At 43.0% G+C, this 20,838-nt stretch carries 14 protein-coding genes; 7 read left to right on the forward strand and 7 right to left on the reverse strand.

The window, feature by feature from the left end; genetic code table 11:
• Positions 1-32: 32 nt before the first annotated feature.
• On the forward strand, positions 33-3,476 hold the full coding sequence (locus F0232_RS07820; RefSeq protein ID WP_105057366.1) for a hypothetical protein: 3,444 nt from the start codon (positions 33-35) through the stop codon (positions 3,474-3,476).
• Positions 3,477-3,566: 90 nt separating this feature from the next.
• On the opposite strand, the gene F0232_RS07825 is transcribed toward F0232_RS07820, so the two are convergent.
• Positions 3,567-4,562 carry a LacI family DNA-binding transcriptional regulator gene (locus tag F0232_RS07825; RefSeq protein WP_019821076.1) on the reverse strand — a complete coding sequence of 332 codons (996 nt, stop codon included), beginning with the start codon at positions 4,560-4,562 and terminating at the stop codon, positions 3,567-3,569.
• Positions 4,563-5,109: 547 nt separating this feature from the next.
• Between F0232_RS07825 and F0232_RS07830 the strand changes: the two genes are divergently transcribed.
• The gene (locus F0232_RS07830; protein ID WP_105057365.1) at positions 5,110-6,708 is read left to right on the forward strand and encodes a glycoside hydrolase family 16 protein; all 1,599 of its coding nucleotides are present in this window, start codon (positions 5,110-5,112) and stop codon (positions 6,706-6,708) included.
• 456 nt (positions 6,709-7,164) lie between these two features.
• Positions 7,165-8,496 carry a carbohydrate porin gene (locus F0232_RS07835; protein ID WP_105057364.1) on the forward strand — a complete coding sequence of 444 codons (1,332 nt, stop codon included), beginning with the start codon at positions 7,165-7,167 and terminating at the stop codon, positions 8,494-8,496.
• Between the two features lie 262 nt (positions 8,497-8,758).
• Here F0232_RS07835 and F0232_RS07840 read toward each other — a convergent pair whose 3' ends face one another.
• Entirely contained in the window at positions 8,759-9,643 is an 885-nt protein-coding gene (locus F0232_RS07840) for a helix-turn-helix domain-containing protein (RefSeq protein ID WP_105057363.1), read from the reverse strand.
• 142 nt (positions 9,644-9,785) lie between these two features.
• On the opposite strand from F0232_RS07840, the gene F0232_RS07845 reads away from it, so the two are divergent.
• Positions 9,786-12,599, forward strand: coding sequence for a glycoside hydrolase family 3 C-terminal domain-containing protein (locus F0232_RS07845; RefSeq protein WP_105057362.1), 2,814 nt, complete (start codon positions 9,786-9,788; stop codon positions 12,597-12,599).
• 88 nt (positions 12,600-12,687) lie between these two features.
• On the opposite strand, the gene F0232_RS07850 is transcribed toward F0232_RS07845, so the two are convergent.
• The 5 genes from F0232_RS07850 to F0232_RS07870 all read right to left on the reverse strand — a co-directional run bounded on the left by F0232_RS07850 (position 12,688) and on the right by F0232_RS07870 (position 17,710).
• Positions 12,688-13,593: a MalM family protein gene (locus tag F0232_RS07850; protein ID WP_061032831.1), complete on the reverse strand. Its 906-nt coding sequence runs from the start codon at positions 13,591-13,593 to the stop codon at positions 12,688-12,690.
• 176 nt (positions 13,594-13,769) lie between these two features.
• Positions 13,770-14,507, reverse strand: a complete 738-nt coding sequence (locus F0232_RS07855) for a dienelactone hydrolase family protein (RefSeq protein ID WP_061032830.1) — start codon at positions 14,505-14,507, stop codon at positions 13,770-13,772.
• A gap of 200 nt (positions 14,508-14,707) precedes the next feature.
• Positions 14,708-15,655, reverse strand: a complete 948-nt coding sequence (locus F0232_RS07860) for a 1-aminocyclopropane-1-carboxylate deaminase/D-cysteine desulfhydrase (protein WP_105057361.1) — start codon at positions 15,653-15,655, stop codon at positions 14,708-14,710.
• A gap of 124 nt (positions 15,656-15,779) precedes the next feature.
• The gene (locus tag F0232_RS07865; RefSeq protein ID WP_105057360.1) at positions 15,780-17,036 is read right to left on the reverse strand and encodes a HAMP domain-containing sensor histidine kinase; all 1,257 of its coding nucleotides are present in this window, start codon (positions 17,034-17,036) and stop codon (positions 15,780-15,782) included.
• Positions 17,033-17,710, reverse strand: a complete 678-nt coding sequence (locus F0232_RS07870) for a response regulator transcription factor (RefSeq protein WP_004741618.1) — start codon at positions 17,708-17,710, stop codon at positions 17,033-17,035. Before F0232_RS07870 ends, F0232_RS07865 begins: the two co-directional genes overlap by 4 nt.
• 125 nt (positions 17,711-17,835) lie before the next feature.
• On the opposite strand from F0232_RS07870, the gene F0232_RS07875 reads away from it, so the two are divergent.
• Genes F0232_RS07875 through F0232_RS07885 form a run of 3 tightly spaced genes read left to right on the forward strand, consistent with a single transcriptional unit; the run spans position 17,836 to position 20,772 of the window.
• The gene (locus tag F0232_RS07875) at positions 17,836-18,855 is read left to right on the forward strand and encodes a glycosyltransferase family 2 protein (RefSeq protein ID WP_105057359.1); all 1,020 of its coding nucleotides are present in this window, start codon (positions 17,836-17,838) and stop codon (positions 18,853-18,855) included.
• A complete protein-coding gene (locus F0232_RS07880; RefSeq protein WP_105057358.1) occupies positions 18,852-20,321 on the forward strand; it encodes a glycosyltransferase family 39 protein in 1,470 nt (489 codons plus the stop codon). The genes F0232_RS07875 and F0232_RS07880 overlap by 4 nt, the downstream gene beginning before the upstream one ends.
• Positions 20,308-20,772: a GtrA family protein gene (locus F0232_RS07885; RefSeq protein ID WP_105057357.1), complete on the forward strand. Its 465-nt coding sequence runs from the start codon at positions 20,308-20,310 to the stop codon at positions 20,770-20,772. Before F0232_RS07880 ends, F0232_RS07885 begins: the two co-directional genes overlap by 14 nt.
• Positions 20,773-20,838: the final 66 nt, after the last annotated feature.

A 20,838-nucleotide genomic window follows, 5' to 3' on the forward strand; every position in this document is an offset into this window, starting at 1 on the left:
AACTTAAGTGTAAGAATTTTTGGAATTTTGATATGAAACAAGACTACAACTTAACACCAGAGGTCGATGGCAAGTTCGTTGATTTAGATGGTGAGCGTTACTACCAAATCTCTAATGTTGACCAAATGACGCCTTTCTTTATTAGCGTTGTATCGTCGAGCGATCACTGGTTATTTATTTCATCAACAGGCAGCCTTTCAGCTGGACGCATTCGTCCGGAAAATGCGCTTTTTCCTTACAAGTCTGTTGACCATATTCATGAAAATGCGGAAAACACTGGGTCAAAATCCATCTTCCGTATTGAACATGGTGATAAGGTGGTACTTTGGGAACCGTTTAATACATACCATGATGGTATTTTTGATGTTGAACGCAATCTTTACAAAAATACGATTGGAGACAAAATCGTATTTGAAGAGATAAACCATACTTTGCAACTACAGTTCCAATACAGCTGGAATACGAGTGAAAAATACGGATTTATTCGTCGTTCAAAACTGACCAATCTAGCGAGCCTCGAGCGTAAAGTCGAAGCACTAGATGGGTTACAAAATATACTTCCTTCAGGTGCTCCGTTATCAGCTCTTCAAACAAGAAGTGCATTAGTTGATGCGTACAAGTGGAATGAACAAGTTGATGGTAGTTCATTGGCTCTGTTCAGCATGTATGCGAAATTGAGTGATAGAGCCGACCCTGCTGAATCTTTGCTAGCGACGACAGTCTTCAGCTTAGAAACGGAAAGCAGCCAAATTTTATTGACGAGTGCTCAAGTTAATGCGTTCAGAAAAGGTCGAGCGGTTAAGAGTGAACCTTTAACGAAAGGGATTAGAGGAAGTTATTTAGTTCATAAGTCTCTGACGCTGCGAGCACATCAAACCAAAGTTTGGTCGATTGTCGCAGATATAGACAAGACTCATTCCGATATCTGTCAGCTTCAATCTGAGCTCTCTGTTCCTGCTAACCTAGCACTATCTTTAGAAAAGAGCATTGCAGATAATCAAAATGAATTAATCACATTAATGTCTGGCGCGGATGCGTGGCAAATAACAGCCGAAGAAAATACCAGCGTTCACCATTATGCCAATGTGTTGTTCAATAACATGCGTGGTGGCGTTTTTGAAAACGGCTATATGTTAGAAAAGGCTGATGTAGTTAAAACTATGGAAAAGGCCAACTCTCAGGTAGCAGGCCGCCATCAAGACTTTTTTGATCAGTTAGGGGATGTTTTCAGCCATTCCGAATTAGTTTCGCACGCTAAAGCGACAGGAGATTCTCAATTAGTTCGATTGAGCTACGAGTATCTACCGCTTACTTTTGGACGTCGTCATGGTGATCCTAGCCGCCCTTGGAACCACTATGAGATTAAGCTCAAAGATGAAAATGGCGAACGCTTACTTTCTTATCAAGGCAACTGGCGTGATATTTTCCAAAACTGGGAAGCGATGGCTCTTAGTTATCCAGGGTTCATCAAATCATTCATCTCTAAGTTTGTTAATGCTTCAACGGTGGATGGTTACAATCCGTATCGAATTACTAAAGATGGTGTAGATTGGGAACTCTTAGAGGCGGATGACCCTTGGAGTAACATTGGTTACTGGGGCGATCATCAAATCATCTATCTATTAAAATTCCTTGAGTTGGCAGACAAATTTGAGCAAAGCGACCTTATCGAATTACTAGAAAGTGACATTTTTAGTTATGCCAATGTGCCTTACGAGCTTTGTGGAGTTCAAGGTCTCTTTGACAACCCTAAAGATACCGTAGAGTTCAACCAAGACCTGCAGGAATTGACAGAGCAACGTGTCAAGAGCTTAGGCAGTGACGGTCGCTTGTTGATGACGGGTGACCAAGAAGTTTATATGGTCAACTTAATGGAGAAGATACTCGTACCTTTGTTGGCAAAATTGAGTAACTTAGTGCTTGATGGTGGTATTTGGCTGAATACACAACGTCCAGAATGGAATGATGCAAACAACGCTATCGTTGGCAACGGTCTGTCAATGGTAACCTTGTACTACATGCGCCGCTATGTTGCCTTTATGCAGCGCCTGTTAGAGAAGTCACCATCTTCATACAGTATTTCCAAAGAAGTGTTTGAGTGGATGTCTTCTGTTACACAGATTGTTTCAGAGGCAAATACAGAGATTCGTCAAGATACGGTAACTCGTCAAACTCGTAAAGCAATGCTGACTAAGCTGGCTAAATCTGCTGCTAACTATCGTGAGCGTGTTTACCGAGTCAATGGATTCTCAGGGAAAACCAAAGTTGAGAAAGAAGCGATTGTTCAATTGATGGGTGCGAGCTTAAAAGTCCTAGATTCTACGATTGCAAACAACTTGCGTGAAGACGGTTTGTACAATGCGTATAACATCTTGAGTTGTTCTGGTGAGAGCTTAATGGTTGAAGAGCTTTACCCTATGCTAGAAGGGCAAGTTGCAGTATTGAGCTCGGGTCTATTATCATCTAAACAAGCGGTTGAGTTGTTGGATAAATTGTTTGCCAGTGACATGTATCGTGCTGATCAAAATAGCTTCATGCTTTACCCTGACCGTGAGCTGGCTTCTTTTATGGACAAAAACTGTTTAGACGCTAAAGACATTGACCAGAGCAAATTGTTAAGCATGATGGTTGTTGCCAAAGATAACCGATTAGTAAACCAAGACAGCAAAGGTTCTTACCACTTCAATTCAAGCTTTGAAAACAAAGGTTTCCTTCAGGCTGCGATTGATGAAATTAAAGCCGATTACCCGTCAATTAGTGATGATGAATTTTGTCATGTATCTAGTTTGTATGAGCGTGTATTCAACCATAAAGCCTTTACTGGGCGTTCGGGAACCATGTTTGGTTATGAAGGTTTAGGTTGTATCTATTGGCATATGGTTTCTAAGTTGCTGCTAGCTGTGCAAGAAAACTATCAGCATGCTTGGAGTATGGACTCTAATAGCCAGGAAACTCTTAAATTAGCGGATTACTATTACAAAGTGAGAGCTGGTATTGGTTTCAACAAAACGCCGGAAAACTACGGTGCGTTTCCGACGGATCCGTATTCTCATACGCCAAAGCACTCTGGAGCACAGCAGCCAGGGATGACAGGGCAAGTTAAGGAAGAAGTGATTACCCGTTTTGGAGAGCTAGGTCTAGAGGTCGTTGATGGCACAATTGTAATTAACCCTTCACTTCTTAGTCCTAAAGAGTTCTTACAAAAAGCGGCGACTTTTGACTGCCAAAATATTGAAGGACAAATGCAGAGCTTTATTGTTCAGGCTGGGCAACTGGCTTTTACTTACTGTCAGGTACCGTTTATTTACCAACTCAATGATGAGCCAACACAGGGTATTGAAGTTCAGTTTAAAGACGGAACAAGTGAGGCATTTGCATCGTTAACGCTAAACCATGAAATGGCTTCACAGCTCTTTTCTCGTAGTGGTCTTATTGAGAAGGTCGTTGTCGTGTTGTCAAAGCACCAGTTACTCTAATTCTAATTTAAAGTGAAATAAAAAGGCTCTAAGTGAATACTTAGAGCCTTTCTTTTAAGTGTAAAAAATGGGGTGCTTGATATACAAAAATCAAAGCTTAGCCACGGACTCTCTTACAATCAATGTCGGGGTTAGTTTGTGCTTCAATGGGTAGTCGCGTTTATTAATTAACGATAAAACACCTTTTGCAGCTTCTTCTCCCATCTCATGAACTGGAAAGTCGACCGTCGATAAGCGAGGACGAATATGCTGGCTATGAGTATCGTTATCGAAGCCTACGACTGAAAGGTCTCGCCCAATAATGAGGTTTCGCTCTGCTGCTACGTCATATACAGCAAGCGCGATATTGTCATTTTGACAGAAAATCGCGGTGATCTCAGGGTCTCGGTCTAACAAGCGTCGCGCAGCTTCGTGGTTGCCTTGATGATCAAAGCGTCCCTCTACAAACAGCCCTGCGTCGTATTCGATACCGAACTCTAACAAGGCATTTCGATACCCTTGAAAGCGATCTCTACTATCAACTTTACTCAACTGGCCTGTGATACAAGCGACTTTTTTATGGCCGTTCTCAAGTAAGTGCTTCGTTGCAAGGTAGCCACCAAGCTCATTATCAATGTAAATACAGCGATCAGAAATCTCAGGAATAAAACGGTTGAGAACAATCATTGTTTCACTGTCTTTCGCTATTTTGATCAGTTCGTCATCACTGAGCTTGTCTGAGTGAACAATGAGGCCATCCACAAGTTTAGATTGCAAAAACTGGATAGAATCGAGCTCTTTGGTTCGTGATTCCTGGCCACTTGTAACGATTAAGTGAATATTATTTTGGCGAACGGTATCTTCGGCTGTATGCATTAATGGTCCATAGAAAGGCCCATCAAGCGAACCAACTAGCATGCCAATGCTATTTGAACGACTGGAGGCTAGAGCTTGTGCAAACGCATTAGGCTTGTAGCCCAGTTGCTCAATAGCTTTGAATACTTTTTCGCGATTGGCTTCCTTTACCGTAGGGTGACCATTTAATGCTCGTGAGACAGTTGATTGAGAAACTTGAGCAAGTTCAGATACTTCTTTAATGGTGATCAATGGTAGTGGCCTTATCTCTACAAGGAGTGAACTAAGCTATATTACCTTCGTGATCAATAAGAGCCTAGCAATCCAATGATTAATATTTAAAAACTCTGAACTGCTTAACGCTAAATTTGAAGGTTAAGCATACAAAGTAAGGTCACGAATATTTCCATATACTCGTTCAAATATCAAGCAAGCGCTTTCTTTGTGTTGTGATAAAAGTGAATCTGTTTTTCTGAGCTTCGTTGTAAGCTATAAAAAATAGAAGCCTGAGAATAAAGGGATTCTAGGATGTTATTCAGATAATCAGGTCACAAAAATTCTTGAGAATCTACACGAACCACAACGAATTTTAGCAAAATGTGAAACTTAACAAGAAAGCGCTTTCTTAAGGTGAGCATTGTCTCTTTTTTGAACTATGCACTTTTATATACTCATTTTGAAACGGTCGTGCATGGCATATTGGGTCCATGCTCGCGGAGTTATTCATTTATCGACTTTCTGTTATGGGCTCCGATACTACGTGTCGCCTGCTTAGAAAGTCGTGATACAAGGAGTTGTAATGCAAGATCTAACCAATCAGGTAAAGATATTAACGTCTTTTATTTCTGCCGCTTTGATGTCTGGCTGCACGGCGATAGAGCTGCCGGTATCCGAAAGTGCTGACTTAGCTCAAACTGAAAAACCGATAGTGCTATCCCATGCTCCAGTTACTTTAAGTCCAGACTGGCAATTGGTGTGGGAAGACCAGTTTAAAGGCGAGCAAATAAATAAACGTAATTGGTCATTAGAAGTGAACTGTTGGGGAGGAGGGAACAATGAACAACAGTGCTACACGGATGATCCTAATAACGCATTTGTTAAAGATGGCTTTTTACACATTGTCGCGCTGAAGCAAAGTCATACTGGGCCTGACAATGCCGAAGGTGCGATTGGCGGAGCAACTAAAACACTCCCTTATACTTCTGCGAGGCTAAGTACAAAAGACAAGCGTGACACCAAATATGGCCGTTATGAAATCAGAGCAAAGTTACCTGGTGGACAAGGTTCATGGCCCGCAATTTGGATGCTGCCAACCGACAATAAATACGGCACATGGGCAGCTTCTGGTGAAATCGATATTATGGAAGCGGTTAACCTAAACACACTTTCAGATGCGGCGGGAGCGAAAAATGATGATCTAGAGAGCCGAGTCTATGGGACGTTACATTACGGACGAAATTGGCCAGACAATGTTTATAAAGGGCAGGCCGCGATATTGCCAAATGGTGTGAACCCAACTGATGGCTTCCATACATACGCGATTGAGTGGGAAGAAGGTGAAATTCGTTGGTATGTCGACAATATTCATTACGCGACTCAAACTCAAGAGGGCTGGTACAGCCAATATGAAGCAGAAGAAGGGAAACTCATTAATGCGAGTGGAGCAGCTCCGTTTGATGAAAAGTTTCATTTGTTATTGAACTTGGCTGTCGGTGGGGCGTGGTCAGCGAACGCAAATGATAAAGGCATCGACGAAGGTTTGTTTCCGAAAACAATGCTAGTTGATTCAGTAAAAGTATACCGTTGTAAGGTTGATCGTTGGAAAGGAAAAGGGTGTGCAAGTCGCTCTGAACATGCAATACAAGTGATAGGGCACGAAGCTCCAGAGATCTTAGCAACCGATGATAGTTATGCTGATGGACCAACGTTGGAAATTTTTACCGAAACTCTTAACGCAAGCTTGGCTTATGCAAGTTATGACCCATTGGATATTGTTGACTATCAAGAGGTGACCGAACCAGATCGTGGAACAGTGCTACAAGTGAATAAGAAAGAAGGTTCAGGAAATATCTATTTTCGTTCTCCTGTAACAAATGTGACACATTGGCAAGAAACGGGTGAACTGGTCTTTGATTTGAAAGTTGAGAGTATGGCCGACGGGGTTGAACTATTGGTTAAGATGGACAGTGGCTGGCCGAAAACAAGTGACTATACCGTGCCGCTATCAGCAATGAATGAATGGAAGACGGTACGTATTCCAATCGCTGACATTTTAAAGAGAGACAACCGTTTTTCTGCTGGGAATCAAGCTGATCCAACAATGATCACTAACCTTTTAGTGTTTGAGCCTCAAGGAGAAATGAGTTTTAAACTAGATAATATTCGATTTGAAAAGTAAGCCTGTTAACAAAAGGGCTTGAATAAAAGTCTGAATATAAAGGGAACATACAATGTATGTTCCCTTTTTTATTTCGACGATTATTTGAGGAAGACAACCGACGGTGTATTTCGAAACTGGTTCTGAGTGATTGAACGGAGCAATTCGTCTTTAATATGTGAACAGTGACATTTTACTTGGTTCCATGATTGTTCGAACAAAATACTTAACATCTCTATTTTTGTGACTTACGCATAAGAAAGCGCTTTCTTTGGTGGGGTTGATCACGGTTTATATTCACGAGATCGATTTATACTCTTTCCATACCAACTGAGCGGTTAAAGCCAATAAGGTTAAGAGTGCATAGTGAATGTGGGCTTAGATTTGATCTTCTTTAAATCTGTTCGATTGGTTTTTTTAAGAAAAATAAAGAAAGCGCTTTCTTTGTGAAAGTATAATTTGGAACATGGAGTTATTATGAAACTTTCTAAGCTTACCCTTGCTTGTTTAGTCGCTACAGCTGGCTTGTCTACTGCACCTGCTGTACATGCCGAAAAATCGGATGGATTTGAATTTCACGGTTATTTCCGTGCTGGTGTTCTATTCAGTGAAAATGATGATTTTAAACGAGCAAAGTTCCCAGCATCTAAAGAGCGTTTAGGTCGATTGGGTGTTGAGTCGGATAGCCACTTTGAAGTTGCACTGCAGAAAAATTTTGAGAATGACGGTGGTCAGAAAATTCGAATCAAAACACGAGCAGCAGCCAACAATGCGGAATATGCAACCAACCAACTTGGTGCCAATGCCGATGCAACCAACAGCGAAATTGGTATGGCAGAAACTTTTGTCGAGTTTGAGGGTGTATCTGAAACCGGTGTTGTATGGGGTGGTAAGCGCTTTTATGGTAAAGATAATTACATCTTTATGACCGACTTTTTCTACACGGATATGTCAGGTACTGGTGTTGGTATTGAAGGTGTTGAGCTAGGTGGTAATAAGTGGGACTTTGCTTATATTGCAAGCGATGACTCTGGCGATACAAGTTTCTGGGGTGACAGCAACAACATCATGCATGCACTTCATGCTGGCGTGAACTTTGGCAGTGTTGAGCTTCACGCTATGGCTAAGTATATGCCAGGCAATATGGTCGATTTAGGTTTTGGTAATGGCCCAGAAGCATTCGCTGAGAATGGCTATGAAATGACGGCAATTGTTCACACTGAGTCTGTCTTTGGGTTGTCAGATAAAGGTTTTACAAAATACATCGCGCAGGCTGGTAAAGGCTTAGGTTCGGGTAATCTTTTAGGCGGTACTCTTACGACTTACAACACGTACAAGCCTGGTAGCGACTATCAAAGTTGGTTAACGACAGGCACGGGTTGTGGTACGTCTTGTTTGAAGGCTGTTGATGAAAACGATGTATCACTACGTGCTTTAGCATGGGGTGGGTACTTTTTTGAAAATGGTGTGAATATTTTCCACTCTCTTCAAACCCAGTACAACGATTTTGACAATGGTGACACAGACGGCTGGGTATCAGCAATGGTGCGACCAACGTTCCCAATTTCAGAAAACTTTTTTATCGCTACCGAAGCTGGTTATATGTACAACTACGAAGACCGTGATGGTGAGTCAAAGAATTCTTATGATTACAAGCTAACAGTAGCACCGACTCTAGTTGTGCACTCTGGCTTCGGTCCATCTCCAGAAATTCGCTTCATGGCATCTTACCTTGATGGTGAAATGCAAGACGGCACGGGTAAAGAGGGCGACTTTGTTGTAGGTATTCAAGCTGACATGTGGTGGTAGAATTTTATACCTTCGGGTCTTTAGTGATATCGAGCATACCGGGGAGTAGTATGACGGCCTTGCCTTTAGGGCGGGCAAGGTTCTCGATATCCTATTTATTGCAATAGTTGAGCTCTATCCTAGCAGCACATAGAGATTCATTTTTATTGCAATGAGTCGCTTATGTTTTGAGTCTATCTCAGTAATTCCTTGCCAAAGGCTACTCATCAACCGCTTCGAGAGAGGCGGTTTTTTTATGCCTGTGCATTTAGTCTTTTAATATTCAAAACTCAGCTCTATGGGAAGAATGTTTCTTTCTAAATTCGCGAGGGCTGCATCCATTTTGGGCCTTAAAACACTTGGAGAAATAGTTGCTGTCAGAAAAGCCGCAAGACTCTGCAATGTGTTGGATGCTTTTGTTGTCGTTTAATAATAAGGTTGCTGAGTGTCGAATTTGAAGGTCTTTGACGTATTGGCTTGGGGATGTATTTAAAAACTGCCTGAATAACCTTTCTAGTTGCCGCTTGCTGATATACGCCGCTTGTGCAATGGTTTCTGTATCTAATCCTACTTCTTTGTAATGATGGTCAATATGTGCGAGAGCACGGCTCAATGCCAGGGTTGTTTTTGGTAAGCTATGGGTCTGTTCTTGATATCGCCGAGCAAGTTCTATCGCAAGTTGCTGCATTGTGCTCGTCAATATGATTTCAAACCCCTGTTCTGCGTTGTCGTATTCCGATTTGATTTGTTGTAGAAGCCCATTGACTCGTTTCAACTGAGAAAGTGATAACGTAAGTTTTGCTTGATATTCAGATGCTTGTCGAGCAATTGGTTCTATCTTGAAAAGCGCTTGATAACCTGGCATTTGCCGCATTGAAGGGACCTCAAAAAAAGGCAATGCTGTATCAAACATCAAGTTTACAATCTTCAGTTTATTTACTTCACAAAATCCATGTTCAATATCCCCATTAATAACAAATACATCTCCTGTACTTAAAGGGTAAGTGTGGCTAGCTACCGTATGCTTTCCACTACCACTCACAACTAAGAAAAGTTCAGAAAAGTCATGGCTATGTACGTCAAAGTCGAAATCGTGATGACCATCGACATAGGCAAATTTTATCTGAGGATATCTCTGATGACTTTGGAGTCTAAACTTGGTTTTCATGTCGCTATTTTACCTATTTTTGTCGCTTATTTGGTAGTTATACGCCGTAGTTAAGATTACTATTTTTTGAACAAAGACAATATTAACTTTTAGAGCGAGAGGTCAAATTTTTGCTCTAAGTAAAAAAATAGTAGGACTTAAAATGAATACTGTGGAAATTCTCGAAGCACAGAAGCAACTTGCACCCATAAGTCGACAAGCGGCTACTGAGGGCATTGTGCTACTAAAAAATAGTGATTCAATATTGCCATTGCAGGCTAGTGATACGGTGTCTCTTTTTGGTCGCTGTCAGATTGATACCTACCGAAGTGGCACAGGATCTGGTGGAGCGGTGAATGTCCCTTATTCAGTTAATGCATTACAGGGCTTGTATGAGAATCCAAACATCAATCTTAATCTCAGTTTGGTGGAGGTATACCAACGTTGGGTCAAGGACAACCCTTTCAATGACGGCGGCGGTGGTTGGGCAGCTGAACCTTGGTTTCAAGATGAAATGCCTCTTTCAGCTTCTGTTGTGATGGATGCCGCCGCCAAATCTAACAAAGCCATTATTTTTATCGGTCGAACAGCGGGTGAGGATCAAGATAATGCACAGCAGCAAGGCAGTTACAATTTAACCGCGCTCGAAATGCAAATGTTGGAGAAAGTGACGGAACATTTTGATGACGTCATTGTGATACTGAACGTGACCAACATTATTGATATGTCATGGGTAAGCTCACTCAAAGATGCAAGGTCGATCAAGGCGATTTTGTATAGCTGGGCTGCAGGCATGGAAGGTGGGCATGCTTTAGCTGATGTTTTATCAGGTGATGTTAGTCCGAGTGGACGTTTGACCGACACTATTGCGCACTCTTTATCTGATTACCCTTCCAGCGCTAGCTTCGGAAATAAAGAACGTAATCTGTACCAAGAAGATATCTATGTCGGGTATCGGTATTTTGAAACTTTCAATCCTAAAGCTGTTCAATTTGAGTTTGGTTTTGGGCTGTCCTACACCCGCTTTTCCAATCAATTAAATGCGCTAATGATTCTTGGTTCTGGCTCTGAACAAGAGCTGGTATTTGATATTGAAGTTAAAAACATAGGTGAGAAATACAGTGGCAAGGATGTTGTTCAATTATATGTTGAAGCGCCTCAAGGTCATCTTGGTAAGCCAACACGAGCACTGATCGGGTTTGTGAAAACACCGACCTTGGACCCGAAAGAAACGGTGTGTTTGACAATTTCATGTCCGCTTTCTTCCTTCGCGTCATTTGATGACTGCGGTAAAACGGGACAGCCAAATAGTTACGTACTTGAAGCTGGAGAATATCACTTTTATCTAGGAGGAAGTGTTCGCCAAGCAAAGCTTGTTAGTGAGAGCGTTAAAATAGAAGAGCTGTTGGTTGTTGAGCAATTAACGGAAGCACTTGCTCCTGTCACCGGATTTAAGAGATTGATCCCCAAAGGCAACGGGAAAAATGGTGTTTACAGTTACGATTACGAATCGGTGCCGCTACGAACTATAGATTTGAGTAAACGTATTCTGAGTGAGCTTCCAAGTTCTATTCCTCTTAGTGAAGATAAGGGAATCCGTTTACTGGATGTTAAGCAGGGGCGAGCGGACATTGACGAATTCATCTCGCAAATGACCGTAAAGCAGTTAGCGGCAATTGTTCGCGGTGAAGGTATGTGCAGTCCTAAGGTGACGCCTGGTACAGCTGCTGCTTTTGGTGGTGTTTCGCCGAGCTTGTTTGATTTAGGCATCCCTGTCGTTGCGGCTGCAGATGGTCCGTCTGGTATCCGAATGGACAGCGGACATAAAGCATCTCAAGTCCCAATTGGTACATTATTAGGCTGTACATGGAACCCGGAGCTGAATGAGAAACTATTTCATTTAGTGGGGAAAGAGATGCAAGCCAATCATATTGATACGTTGCTTGGTCCTGGGATTAACATCCACCGCCACCCTTTGAATGGTCGAAATTTTGAGTATTTCTCAGAAGATCCATTTCTCTCAGGGGTAATAGCTGCATCTCAAACTCTTGGTCTTAAAGCTGCAGGAGTGTGTGGCACAATCAAGCATTTGGTGGCGAATGATCAAGAAACGTCACGGTTTGATGTTGATAGTGTTGTATCACAGAGAGCGCTTCGTGAGATTCACCTGAAGCCTTTTGAGATAGCGGTAAAACAAGGAGGAGCTTCGAGTGTTATGACCTCCTACAATCCTATTAATGGTCACTGGGCTGCATCCAATTACGACCTCAATACTACGATTCTTCGTGGGGAGTGGGGTTATAAAGGGATAGTGATAACGGATTGGTGGGCAAAAATGAATGACCCAATCAAAGGTGGTTCTGAAAGTCGAAGTTACACATCCTTTATGCTTCGCTCTCAAAATGATCTGTATATGGTTGTTGAGCATGATGGTGCGGAAAATAACGTGTCGAATGACGATACGTTACAGGCGCTTGATAACGGAACGTTGAGCTTAGGGGAGTTGCAACGAAGCGCGATGAATATTTGTCGTTTTATTTTGGACTCTCCAGCAATGGGTCGCCCATTAGTCGCTTTTGATCCAGTTAAGAGCTTTGAGGCGACCCAAAATCTTAATAAACAACAGAGGAAAACTGATGGAGACTTTTGCTCTCTGACGGCAGAGCAACATGCAATAGTATTACCACTTAATATCAGAGAAAATCGTAGCATTGTTTTGGAAGTTAAACAGGCTGGTGTGTATCGATGTGCAGGTATTGTTAACTACGATAGCGGCACTTTGGCTCAATCTGCGTGTAGTTTAAGTCTCAATAACGTGTACGCGATGTCTCTATCAGTGAATGGTACTAATGGCGAGACAGTTTCAGTTGAGGGGCTTTCCGTTAAGCTTGATAAAGGCTTTTATTCTTTGGATATTGAATTCATCAAATTAGGCTTAGAATTAGAGCAATTAGAGTTTTCGTTTATGCCTGAATAGGGCTGAGGGATAACAGTCGTTTATTTAACTCTCGTTGCTCAAAAAAGAGGTAAAGTGAGAGAAAATAAACGACTACTTTGCGGCTGAGTTATTGTGCTTTTTGATATTGCTTCATCGCGTCAACAAAGGAGTTTCGCATCCCTTCGATTCCTAATCGCTCAGATTCTTCAACGTAAGTCAGTGCTGCACTAAAATCTCCAGATGAAACCGAGTTTTCTATAAGAGTTTGATAAACCTCTTTCTTATTCAGTGTATTTTCCGTTAATAAATCTGATTGGGCTACGGTTGATTCTGGAATAATTTGTTGGACTCGCTTTTGACGGTTTTGTTCTTCAACAACGGTGGTTACCGCTGTGAATTTAAAATCAAAGGAGACTTTCCCGATTGCTGAATGGGGGATGGCGTAGTCCGTGTTATGAGCTATGTTTGCCTGAATATCGCCAGAACGTATCGCCATATCACTTGGTTTTTCGACAGGAGTTGTTTCTGCGAGTGCTTCGCTGGTTGTGAATACGACCAAGTAAGCAGGAGTCTCGCCGTTTAAGTAACGTTCTTGCAGTTCTATTTGTGCGCCATATCGAGCACCATCAAGCAGGCTAAGTGGCTGGTACTTAATACTTTCATTGCCAATGACATCTAGCGGCTGATAATTTTTGTCTAAGACCAAAAGTGACGGAACAAATGCTGAATAATTAGCATTTGAAGTCACTGAAAAACGAATAGCATCTAGTGTTGTAGGAAGCTTTAGCCCTCCAGCAAAGGATCGGCCAGATTTGAACTCGATTTTAGGGCTTGCTGTGGTGATCGAAACAGATATTTCTTCTGGGTTCGTAATGCTTTGATATTGAATGTTACTCAGGGTTTCGCAGCAGTTTTCGTTGTTTCGTAGCGACTCTAGCCCCGGAGATGTTTTGTGATAGCTAACCGGTGACTCTGTCACTGTTGAGCAGGCGCTTAGTGCGAATACCGCTGGTAGTATTGCTAAATATTTCATAATTTACTCACAGTAAAAAAGCATATCTGATTCAGAGTACTTAATTGATAATAGTGATAGACTACAAGAAAGCGCTTTCTTTTTGAGTGACGAACACCAAATTTAAAGAAATACTCGCTAATAATTAGTACGAATTAGGTAACAGGCTGCCGTTGACCTGTTACCTAGATTGAAAGTTAACGAGAAACCGAACTTAATAATTGAGCAAAGCGATCCCAGGATTTTTGGTCAGCTTCATGATGATAGTTGTTAGACCCGAATACTGTGAAGGCGTGTGGTGCTCCACTATAAGTGATCATTTCATGTGGGACTTTGGTCGATTCGAGTTGAGTAGCAAGGCTACCAAAATCCTGCATTGAGATCATGGCATCTGCCGTTCCATGGAACACGACAACAGGTGCTTTGGTTTGTGAGTAGTCTTGTCCTTTTGGTGTAGATAAACCACCGTGGAAGGTGACATAAGCTTTGGATGGAATCCCTGCTCTCGCGGCTTCCAGGACGGCAGCACCACCAAAACAATAACCCATCATCACATTGTTATCTAAGTTACCGCCAAGCCTTTGCGCTTCCATTGCGCCTGCATTAAGTAGTGCGCGCATTTTTTCCCGGTCTTTATACAACTCGCCCGTGTGTTGCTTTTTATCTTTCACTTCTGTTGGGCGAATGTCTTTGCCAAACAGGTCGATAGCAAACACGTTGTAACCGAGTTCGTTGAGCATCTCAGAACGCTTTTTCTCGTAGTCGGTCAAGCCATCCCAATCGTGTATTAAAAGTACTAGAGGGGCTTGATCGCTGGCTTCGCTCCAGTAACCTTCATAATCCATGCCATCCACCTGGTAGATGACGTTTTCTCCAGAGTGTGCTGCAAAAGGAAGCAAAACCGAAAACAGACCTAGTGTAGTAAGTGCTCGCATACATTAATCCTTCAGGTGACGAGTGGCAATCCAATGGAAAGTATAGATAACGTTATGATTCTCGCCAGATTGTCAGTTTGGCTTTGATGGGTAAAGCAGGGAGGATAGCTGTCTTAAACGGAAGAAACTTATGCGGAAGATACAATCACAGTAGTCGTCACTGTGATTGTTCGAATAACAGGTTTAAGAGGTTTGAACCATTACCAAGTAGGGGCTGTGCTGTTATCGCTGCTAGAAAGACTTGTTCTGATATCAGGATACTTTCGTTGGTAGCGTGGTAACATCGACTCGTTTCCTAAGATGCCACCTTGATGAATATAGATAATGGTTTTAGTCGGATTATCTGCCTGCCATTGATCTAAACAATGCCACATCAATGGATCGTAAAGCAGGTCAAACTCAATGTCGGTTTGCTCCTGCAGATCTAGCCATGTCTGATAGTCCTGTTGATACAGTTTACCAAAGTGATGCTTTTTCGGGAGAGGCAATATCTGCGGATGTTCGCTTTCGCCAAGCTCATTGAATTGTTGAGTGAGGTAGTCACTTCCACCAACACAAGCGCAAGTGAGCACCGGAATATTGTGTAACTTTAGGTGCTTATGAAGATAAAGTGCAGTGCTGCCAGTTCCTGCGGGTAGGGCCACAACAAAATCGTATTGGTTTTCAAAGCGCGTCCAGCTCAGTATTTCCATTGCCAGTTGCTTTACGCCATATTCGGAAAGCTGAGAGCGACCACCCTCAGGTAACACGATGCACTGTGAGTCTGGTTGTCTCACTTGATCAATATACTGTTGTGGATGAAGTTCTGAGCCAGTTTCCTTAACTGAAATGACTTTAGCGCCTAGGTCAATAGCACCACGGTAATTACCGATTGGGCGTTCTTGTAACCATTGAGGTAGGTGGTCGACGTAAAACTCCAGCGTCCAACCTTTAATCTTTGCCAATGCCGCGAGTGAGAACAGAGAGTTCGCTTGCGCTGAGCCGTAGCTGATTAGGGTGGTGATGTCCGGATGATCGTCTTCTAGCAGCTTCATGAACTTGCGGGCTTTATTGCCACAAAAGTGGGAGTGCAGCTGGTCATCACGCTTTAAGAAAAAGGTGTGGTCGTTGTATTGATGTTGAGTTACAGGGCTATTATTTAGTTTCATCGCGCTTAGTAAAAATGCTGACTAAAAAGCCAGCATTTTAAAATCAAATTGGACTTACGAGTATCTAGCAGGTTATTGGCTCTGTAAACCAACTACATCAAGTTTTGACTCGATATTGATCGCTCTAAAAGGTGATTTGAGCTGTGCATCCACCGCAAGTTCGGTTGAACAGTTTGAAGTCCCAATGATAGCGTTGACACAGGTCATCAACAATCAGTAGCCCTAAACCGTGGCCGTTAGGATTGTATTGATCTTGTAAGCCTTCGCCTTGGTCTTCAATCGTGATGCCGTTTTGAGACAAAGTAATTGTCACAGTACCACTATTGGTCGCAGCAATAGCATTCCTTAGTAGGTTACCAATCAGCATGTTCATGATAGCGCTGGTGGCTTGAATGGTCGGCTCAGACTCAACGGTTAATGATATCTCGACCTCTTTGTCAGAGGCCTGTGAAGTGCTTTTTGACACAATAGCTTCTAGTTCTTGTTGGCTAAATAAGCGCAGTGGTGCGTCGTCACTGTTTCTTTCATATCTCACGAGGCCAAGCAAGGCATCGACCATCTCCGACATCTGCACGATGGCGTCATCAATACGCTCAACCTGACGAGATTGAAACTCGGTCGTATCACTACGAAGCAATAGCTTATTAGCACCACGTGCAACCGTTAATGGTGTTCTCAATTCATGGCTTGCGTAGCGTGCAAAGGCTTGTTCTCGCTTGATTAGTGAGTTGATTTCTCGACGATATTGATTGAGTTGATCGGTCAGTTGACGGAATTCAATCGCAGCATCGTCACTTACTCCAAATTCTTCGTTGAGGTTGAGTTTGTTCGACTCAAGCTGTGCAGAGAGAGAGTTAAATGGTTCAATAAGCCGTTTGGATAATCGATAAAGTATTGAACCAAAGCAAAAAATTAGGATAGAGAGCAACGTGAGTATAAACATTGTTGCGTACACTGATTCTGTTTGGTCCAGTTCGATAAGGTCTATTTCAGACAGTAGAATAATAGGGTAGGTTTTTCCTTGGTGTGTGTACTCACCAACATAGACCATGCGCGAGTTTGGTTCTTGACCCACTTCGCCAAGGAAGTTTTCTCTGCCTTTTATAAATTTAGAGTACTCTTCCGGTATGAGAGTTGGGTCATTATAGGCGGTGGTCAGTTCATCTATTCTTAATTCACCATTCTCCCCAGCTTGAAACTGACTGATGGCGTAGTTGCGGTCAATCAGGATTCGCCTTTCGCCGACGCTGTCTTCAGACAAAAACAGTGCAGATATAAAGACCACATAGACAAATGCCGTCACAATCACCGCCATTAAGCCAAAGAAAAGCGCTAAGCGGCCTGTTAGGGTTTTTGTACTAGTGAGAACATTGAGAATCAATTGTAAGACTCCAGGCGGAATCCAACCTTAGGAACCGTAATTAGCATCTGGGTATCAAAGGGCTTATCGAGTTGATTACGCAGTTGGTAGATGTGACTACGTAGCACATCGTTGTTCGGTTCGTCTTCTTCCCATAGCTTGTACGAGATGTCTTCACGCGTTACCACTTCAGGTGCATTCTGGCACAGCATTTCAAGAATGGTATAGGTGGTTGGGTTGAGTGCAAGTAGCTTGTCTTGACGGTAAGCTTTGCGGGTTTTCTGGTCGATGGTGAGCTCGTCAAATTGAAGCTTAGAGGAGGCGACTTTTCCGCGGTAACGGCGAACCAGCGCATTCATCCTTGCTTCGAGAATATCTAAGTCAAAGGGCTTGGTGAGATAGTCATCTGCACCGTGGTCAAAGCCTTTCAGCATATCTTCGCGGCTATCGAGTGCAGTCAGCATCAGGATCGGCGTTGCGTTGCCTTGATCTCGTAGTTTGTTGCAAACTGTCAGTCCATCCATTCGTGGCAACATCAGATCTAAAATAATGATATCAAAAGAGTTATCCATCGCGAGTTGCAGGCCAAGCTCACCATTGTCGGCATAATCGAGTTCCATGCCAATACACTCAAAATAATCAAATAAGACACCTGCAATTTCACGGTTATCTTCGACCAATAGAACTCGTTTCATTTTGATTCTCATACAGAAATAGACACTAACATTATCCTGGGTGAGCGTGAAAAATATGTCAACAACATAACTTTCACTTATGAGCGCGTAAATTGATCTCAGATTAATAAATAGAAGAACGTATTATGTCTGAACTTCATATTAGCCGACCTAAAGAATCCCTCTCGCAGATCCACCCAGCGGTTTTGCTGTCTATCATTGTGCCTTTTTATAACGAACAAGAGGTGTTGGAAGAGTTTCATTCGCGCTTAACCAAGGTGTTAGATAGCCTGCCGATTACCAGTGAGATTGTTTATGTCGATGATGGCAGTAAAGATAACAGCTTAGACGTGGTGAGCTCATTTACTTCTATCAACAGTTCTATTTCTGTTATCGGACTGAGCCGCAATTTTGGTAAAGAGTCGGCGATGAGTGCAGGCTTAGAGCATTGTCGCGGACAAGCGGTGATCTTATTAGATGCAGACTTACAAGACCCACCTGAGTTAATTCCTCAAATGATTGCTAAATGGCGTGAAGGCTATGACGTGGTCAATATGCAGCGCAGCCAGCGTGACGGTGAAACCTGGTTTAAGAAGTTTTCAGCGGCCAGCTTTTATAAAGTGATGAATGCAGCGGCGAAGATTGATGTTCCTGAGAATGTCGGTGACTTCCGACTGCTGAGCCGTGAAGTTGTCGACCATATTAACCAACTTCCAGAACGTAACCGCTACATGAAAGGCATTTTTTCATGGCCGGGTTTTCACCAAGCGACCATTCAATTTAATCGTGATGCGCGTTTCTGTGGGGAGACGAAGTGGAATTACCTTAAGCTGATCGGGTTGGCGATGGATGGCATCACGTCATTCTCTATCCGACCATTGCGTATTGCTACGGCAGTCGGTGGCTTGGTCGCACTGAGTGCGTTTATCTACGGGATGGTTATTGTCTTTAAAACTATGATGTTTGGTGAGCCAATCACAGGATACCCATCCATGATGGTGGTTCAACTTGCCCTCGGCGGCATTCAACTTCTGAGTATCGGTTTAATGGGGGAATACATAGGTCGTATCTTTATTGAAACCAAGAATCGTCCTTTGTATCTGATCCAATCTGTGGTCGATACGCCTGCGTTAAAAACACATTTTAAATTAGAGGAATCGGCATGAGCCTGAATAGAACACATCTATGGTATTTACTGGCTTTTGCACTGGTTCTGAGGCTCTTGTCTTTGGCGACGTATCCGTTGATGGATACCACTGAGGCTCGCTATGGAGAAATGGCACGCCTAATGGTGGAAACCGGCAATTGGTTAACTCCTCAGTTCGATTACGGAATCCCTTTCTGGGGTAAGCCTCCGATGTTTACTTGGATGAGTGCGATTGGCATTGAGCTTTTTGGATTAAGCGAGTTCGCTGTCCGTGCTCCACATTGGTTGGCAGGTTTCGCGACAATTTTATTGGTCGCGTATATGGCAAAGCGTACCGGACAAAGTGCGCTGGTTGCGGCAGTGGTATTGGCGACCTGTGGCATTTTCTCGATTGCTGCCGGTGCTGTAATGACGGATATGGCGCTAACTTTATCTATGACGATTGCGATGCTAGGGTTTTATTTGTGTTGGCAGGGAGAAGGCAGTGACAAGACCAATAGAAATTGGGGATATATCGGTTTCATTGGCTTGGCATTAGGTTTACTTGCAAAAGGCCCTGTGGCCGTTGTCATTATGGGTATCGCAGTTTTTCCTTGGTTAGTGTTACAACATGGCTTCTTTGGTGCTTTCAAAGTGTTATGGCAACGCTTCCCACTGTTGTCTGGATTGGGTGTGATGCTGGCGATAGCCTTGCCTTGGTACATCATGGCAGAAATGGCGACACCGGGCTTTATTGACTACTTTATTGTTGGCGAGCATTTTAAGCGTTTTGTTGTGAGTGGTTGGGAAGGGGATCTTTATGGCTCTGCACACGACCAGACACGAGGCATGATTTGGGTATTCTGGATTCAAGCCGCTGCGCCTTGGTCGATTGTTTTACCGATATTGGCGTTCGTTCGCCGTAAGAAAATCGCTCAAATCAACATTGAGAATCGTGGGCTGTTTTCATTTCTTGTATGTTGGTTAATTTCACCTCTGATTCTATTTACCATGGCAGGTAACATTCTTCCTGCGTATGTGCTCCCGGGGATCCCAGCGCTTGGTTTACTGGTCGCGATGTTAGTGGTGGAAAAAGACAAGAAGTGGTTCTCTAGCGTTGCGCTTGTTTTACCTGTGCTGTTGATGATCGCGATGGTTTACCTGAACTTAGGTAAAGCAAATGAAAAAAGTGACCGTATCATCTTCGAACAAATAACAGATTCATCGCCAAGTTTTTACGTGGGTAAACGACCATTCTCGGGGCAGTTTTACAGCCATGGGCAGGCAAAGAAATTGCTCGATATTGAACAGCTAGATGGTATCGACAAGTTCTACTTGATAGGGAAGAAATCGGAAGTAGAAACCAAGATCAAAGAGAACGCGCTGACCTGTATTTTGGAGCCGACCGTCAAAATAAAGCGAGCTTTGTTCACCTGTCATAGCCAGAACATCAAACCCAATCAATCGTTGAGTCACATTCAAATTGGAAGCTATGGTCAGCCTTAACGCAAGCTTACGCGTTTGCAAAGATAAGCTTCGGGTGTACAGCCAGAGTTTACAATCCCACCATAAGATAATTCGGTTCGCTGTGGTTGGTGTTGGTGGGTTTGTTGTTGATTGCACAGTGTTCTCCTTGCTGCACTACCTTGCCGGGTTGCCTTTGATGAGTGCAAGGATAGGTGCCTTCATTGCTGCCGCCACGACAACTTGGTCGGGCAATCGTGTGCTGACGTTTGAGTTCAAAGGGCAGGGCGGTTGGTCAGATAAGTTGATTCAATGGCAAAAGTTCATGCTGTCAGCATCGATATCGGCAATACCTAATTTGCTGTGTTTTAAGCTGGTGACGCAACTACTACCTCAATTCACAGGGGCTGTATTTATTGCAATGGCGGTGGGGATTTTAGTAGGAATGGTGACGAACTATTTGTTCAGTCAGTATTGGGTTTTCGCCCGCTAGGCTTTCTCAAAAGTCACGTCGCTTTAGATTTCCCAACGAAAGATACAAAAAGCGCAGCTAAACAGC

Source organism: Vibrio sp. T3Y01, assembly GCF_013114525.1.
GTDB lineage: Bacteria > Pseudomonadota > Gammaproteobacteria > Enterobacterales > Vibrionaceae > Vibrio > Vibrio chagasii_B.

Bases quoted from the DNA above. Each gene is read 5' to 3' on its own strand.
- F0232_RS07885 (WP_105057357.1), top strand. From the start codon at position 20,308: ATGGTCAGCCTTAACGCAAGCTTACGCGTTTGCAAAGATAAGCTTCGG.
- F0232_RS07845 (WP_105057362.1), top strand. From the start codon at position 9,786: ATGAATACTGTGGAAATTCTCGAAGCACAGAAGCAACTTGCACCCATA.
- F0232_RS07870 (WP_004741618.1), bottom strand. From the start codon at position 17,710: ATGAAACGAGTTCTATTGGTCGAAGATAACCGTGAAATTGCAGGTGTC.
- F0232_RS07855 (WP_061032830.1), bottom strand. From the start codon at position 14,507: ATGCGAGCACTTACTACACTAGGTCTGTTTTCGGTTTTGCTTCCTTTT.
- F0232_RS07840 (WP_105057363.1), bottom strand. From the start codon at position 9,643: ATGAAAACCAAGTTTAGACTCCAAAGTCATCAGAGATATCCTCAGATA.
- F0232_RS07875 (WP_105057359.1), top strand. From the start codon at position 17,836: ATGTCTGAACTTCATATTAGCCGACCTAAAGAATCCCTCTCGCAGATC.
- F0232_RS07830 (WP_105057365.1), top strand. From the start codon at position 5,110: ATGCAAGATCTAACCAATCAGGTAAAGATATTAACGTCTTTTATTTCT.
- F0232_RS07835 (WP_105057364.1), top strand. From the start codon at position 7,165: ATGAAACTTTCTAAGCTTACCCTTGCTTGTTTAGTCGCTACAGCTGGC.
- F0232_RS07850 (WP_061032831.1), bottom strand. From the start codon at position 13,593: ATGAAATATTTAGCAATACTACCAGCGGTATTCGCACTAAGCGCCTGC.
- F0232_RS07880 (WP_105057358.1), top strand. From the start codon at position 18,852: ATGAGCCTGAATAGAACACATCTATGGTATTTACTGGCTTTTGCACTG.
- F0232_RS07820 (WP_105057366.1), top strand. From the start codon at position 33: ATGAAACAAGACTACAACTTAACACCAGAGGTCGATGGCAAGTTCGTT.
- F0232_RS07860 (WP_105057361.1), bottom strand. From the start codon at position 15,655: ATGAAACTAAATAATAGCCCTGTAACTCAACATCAATACAACGACCAC.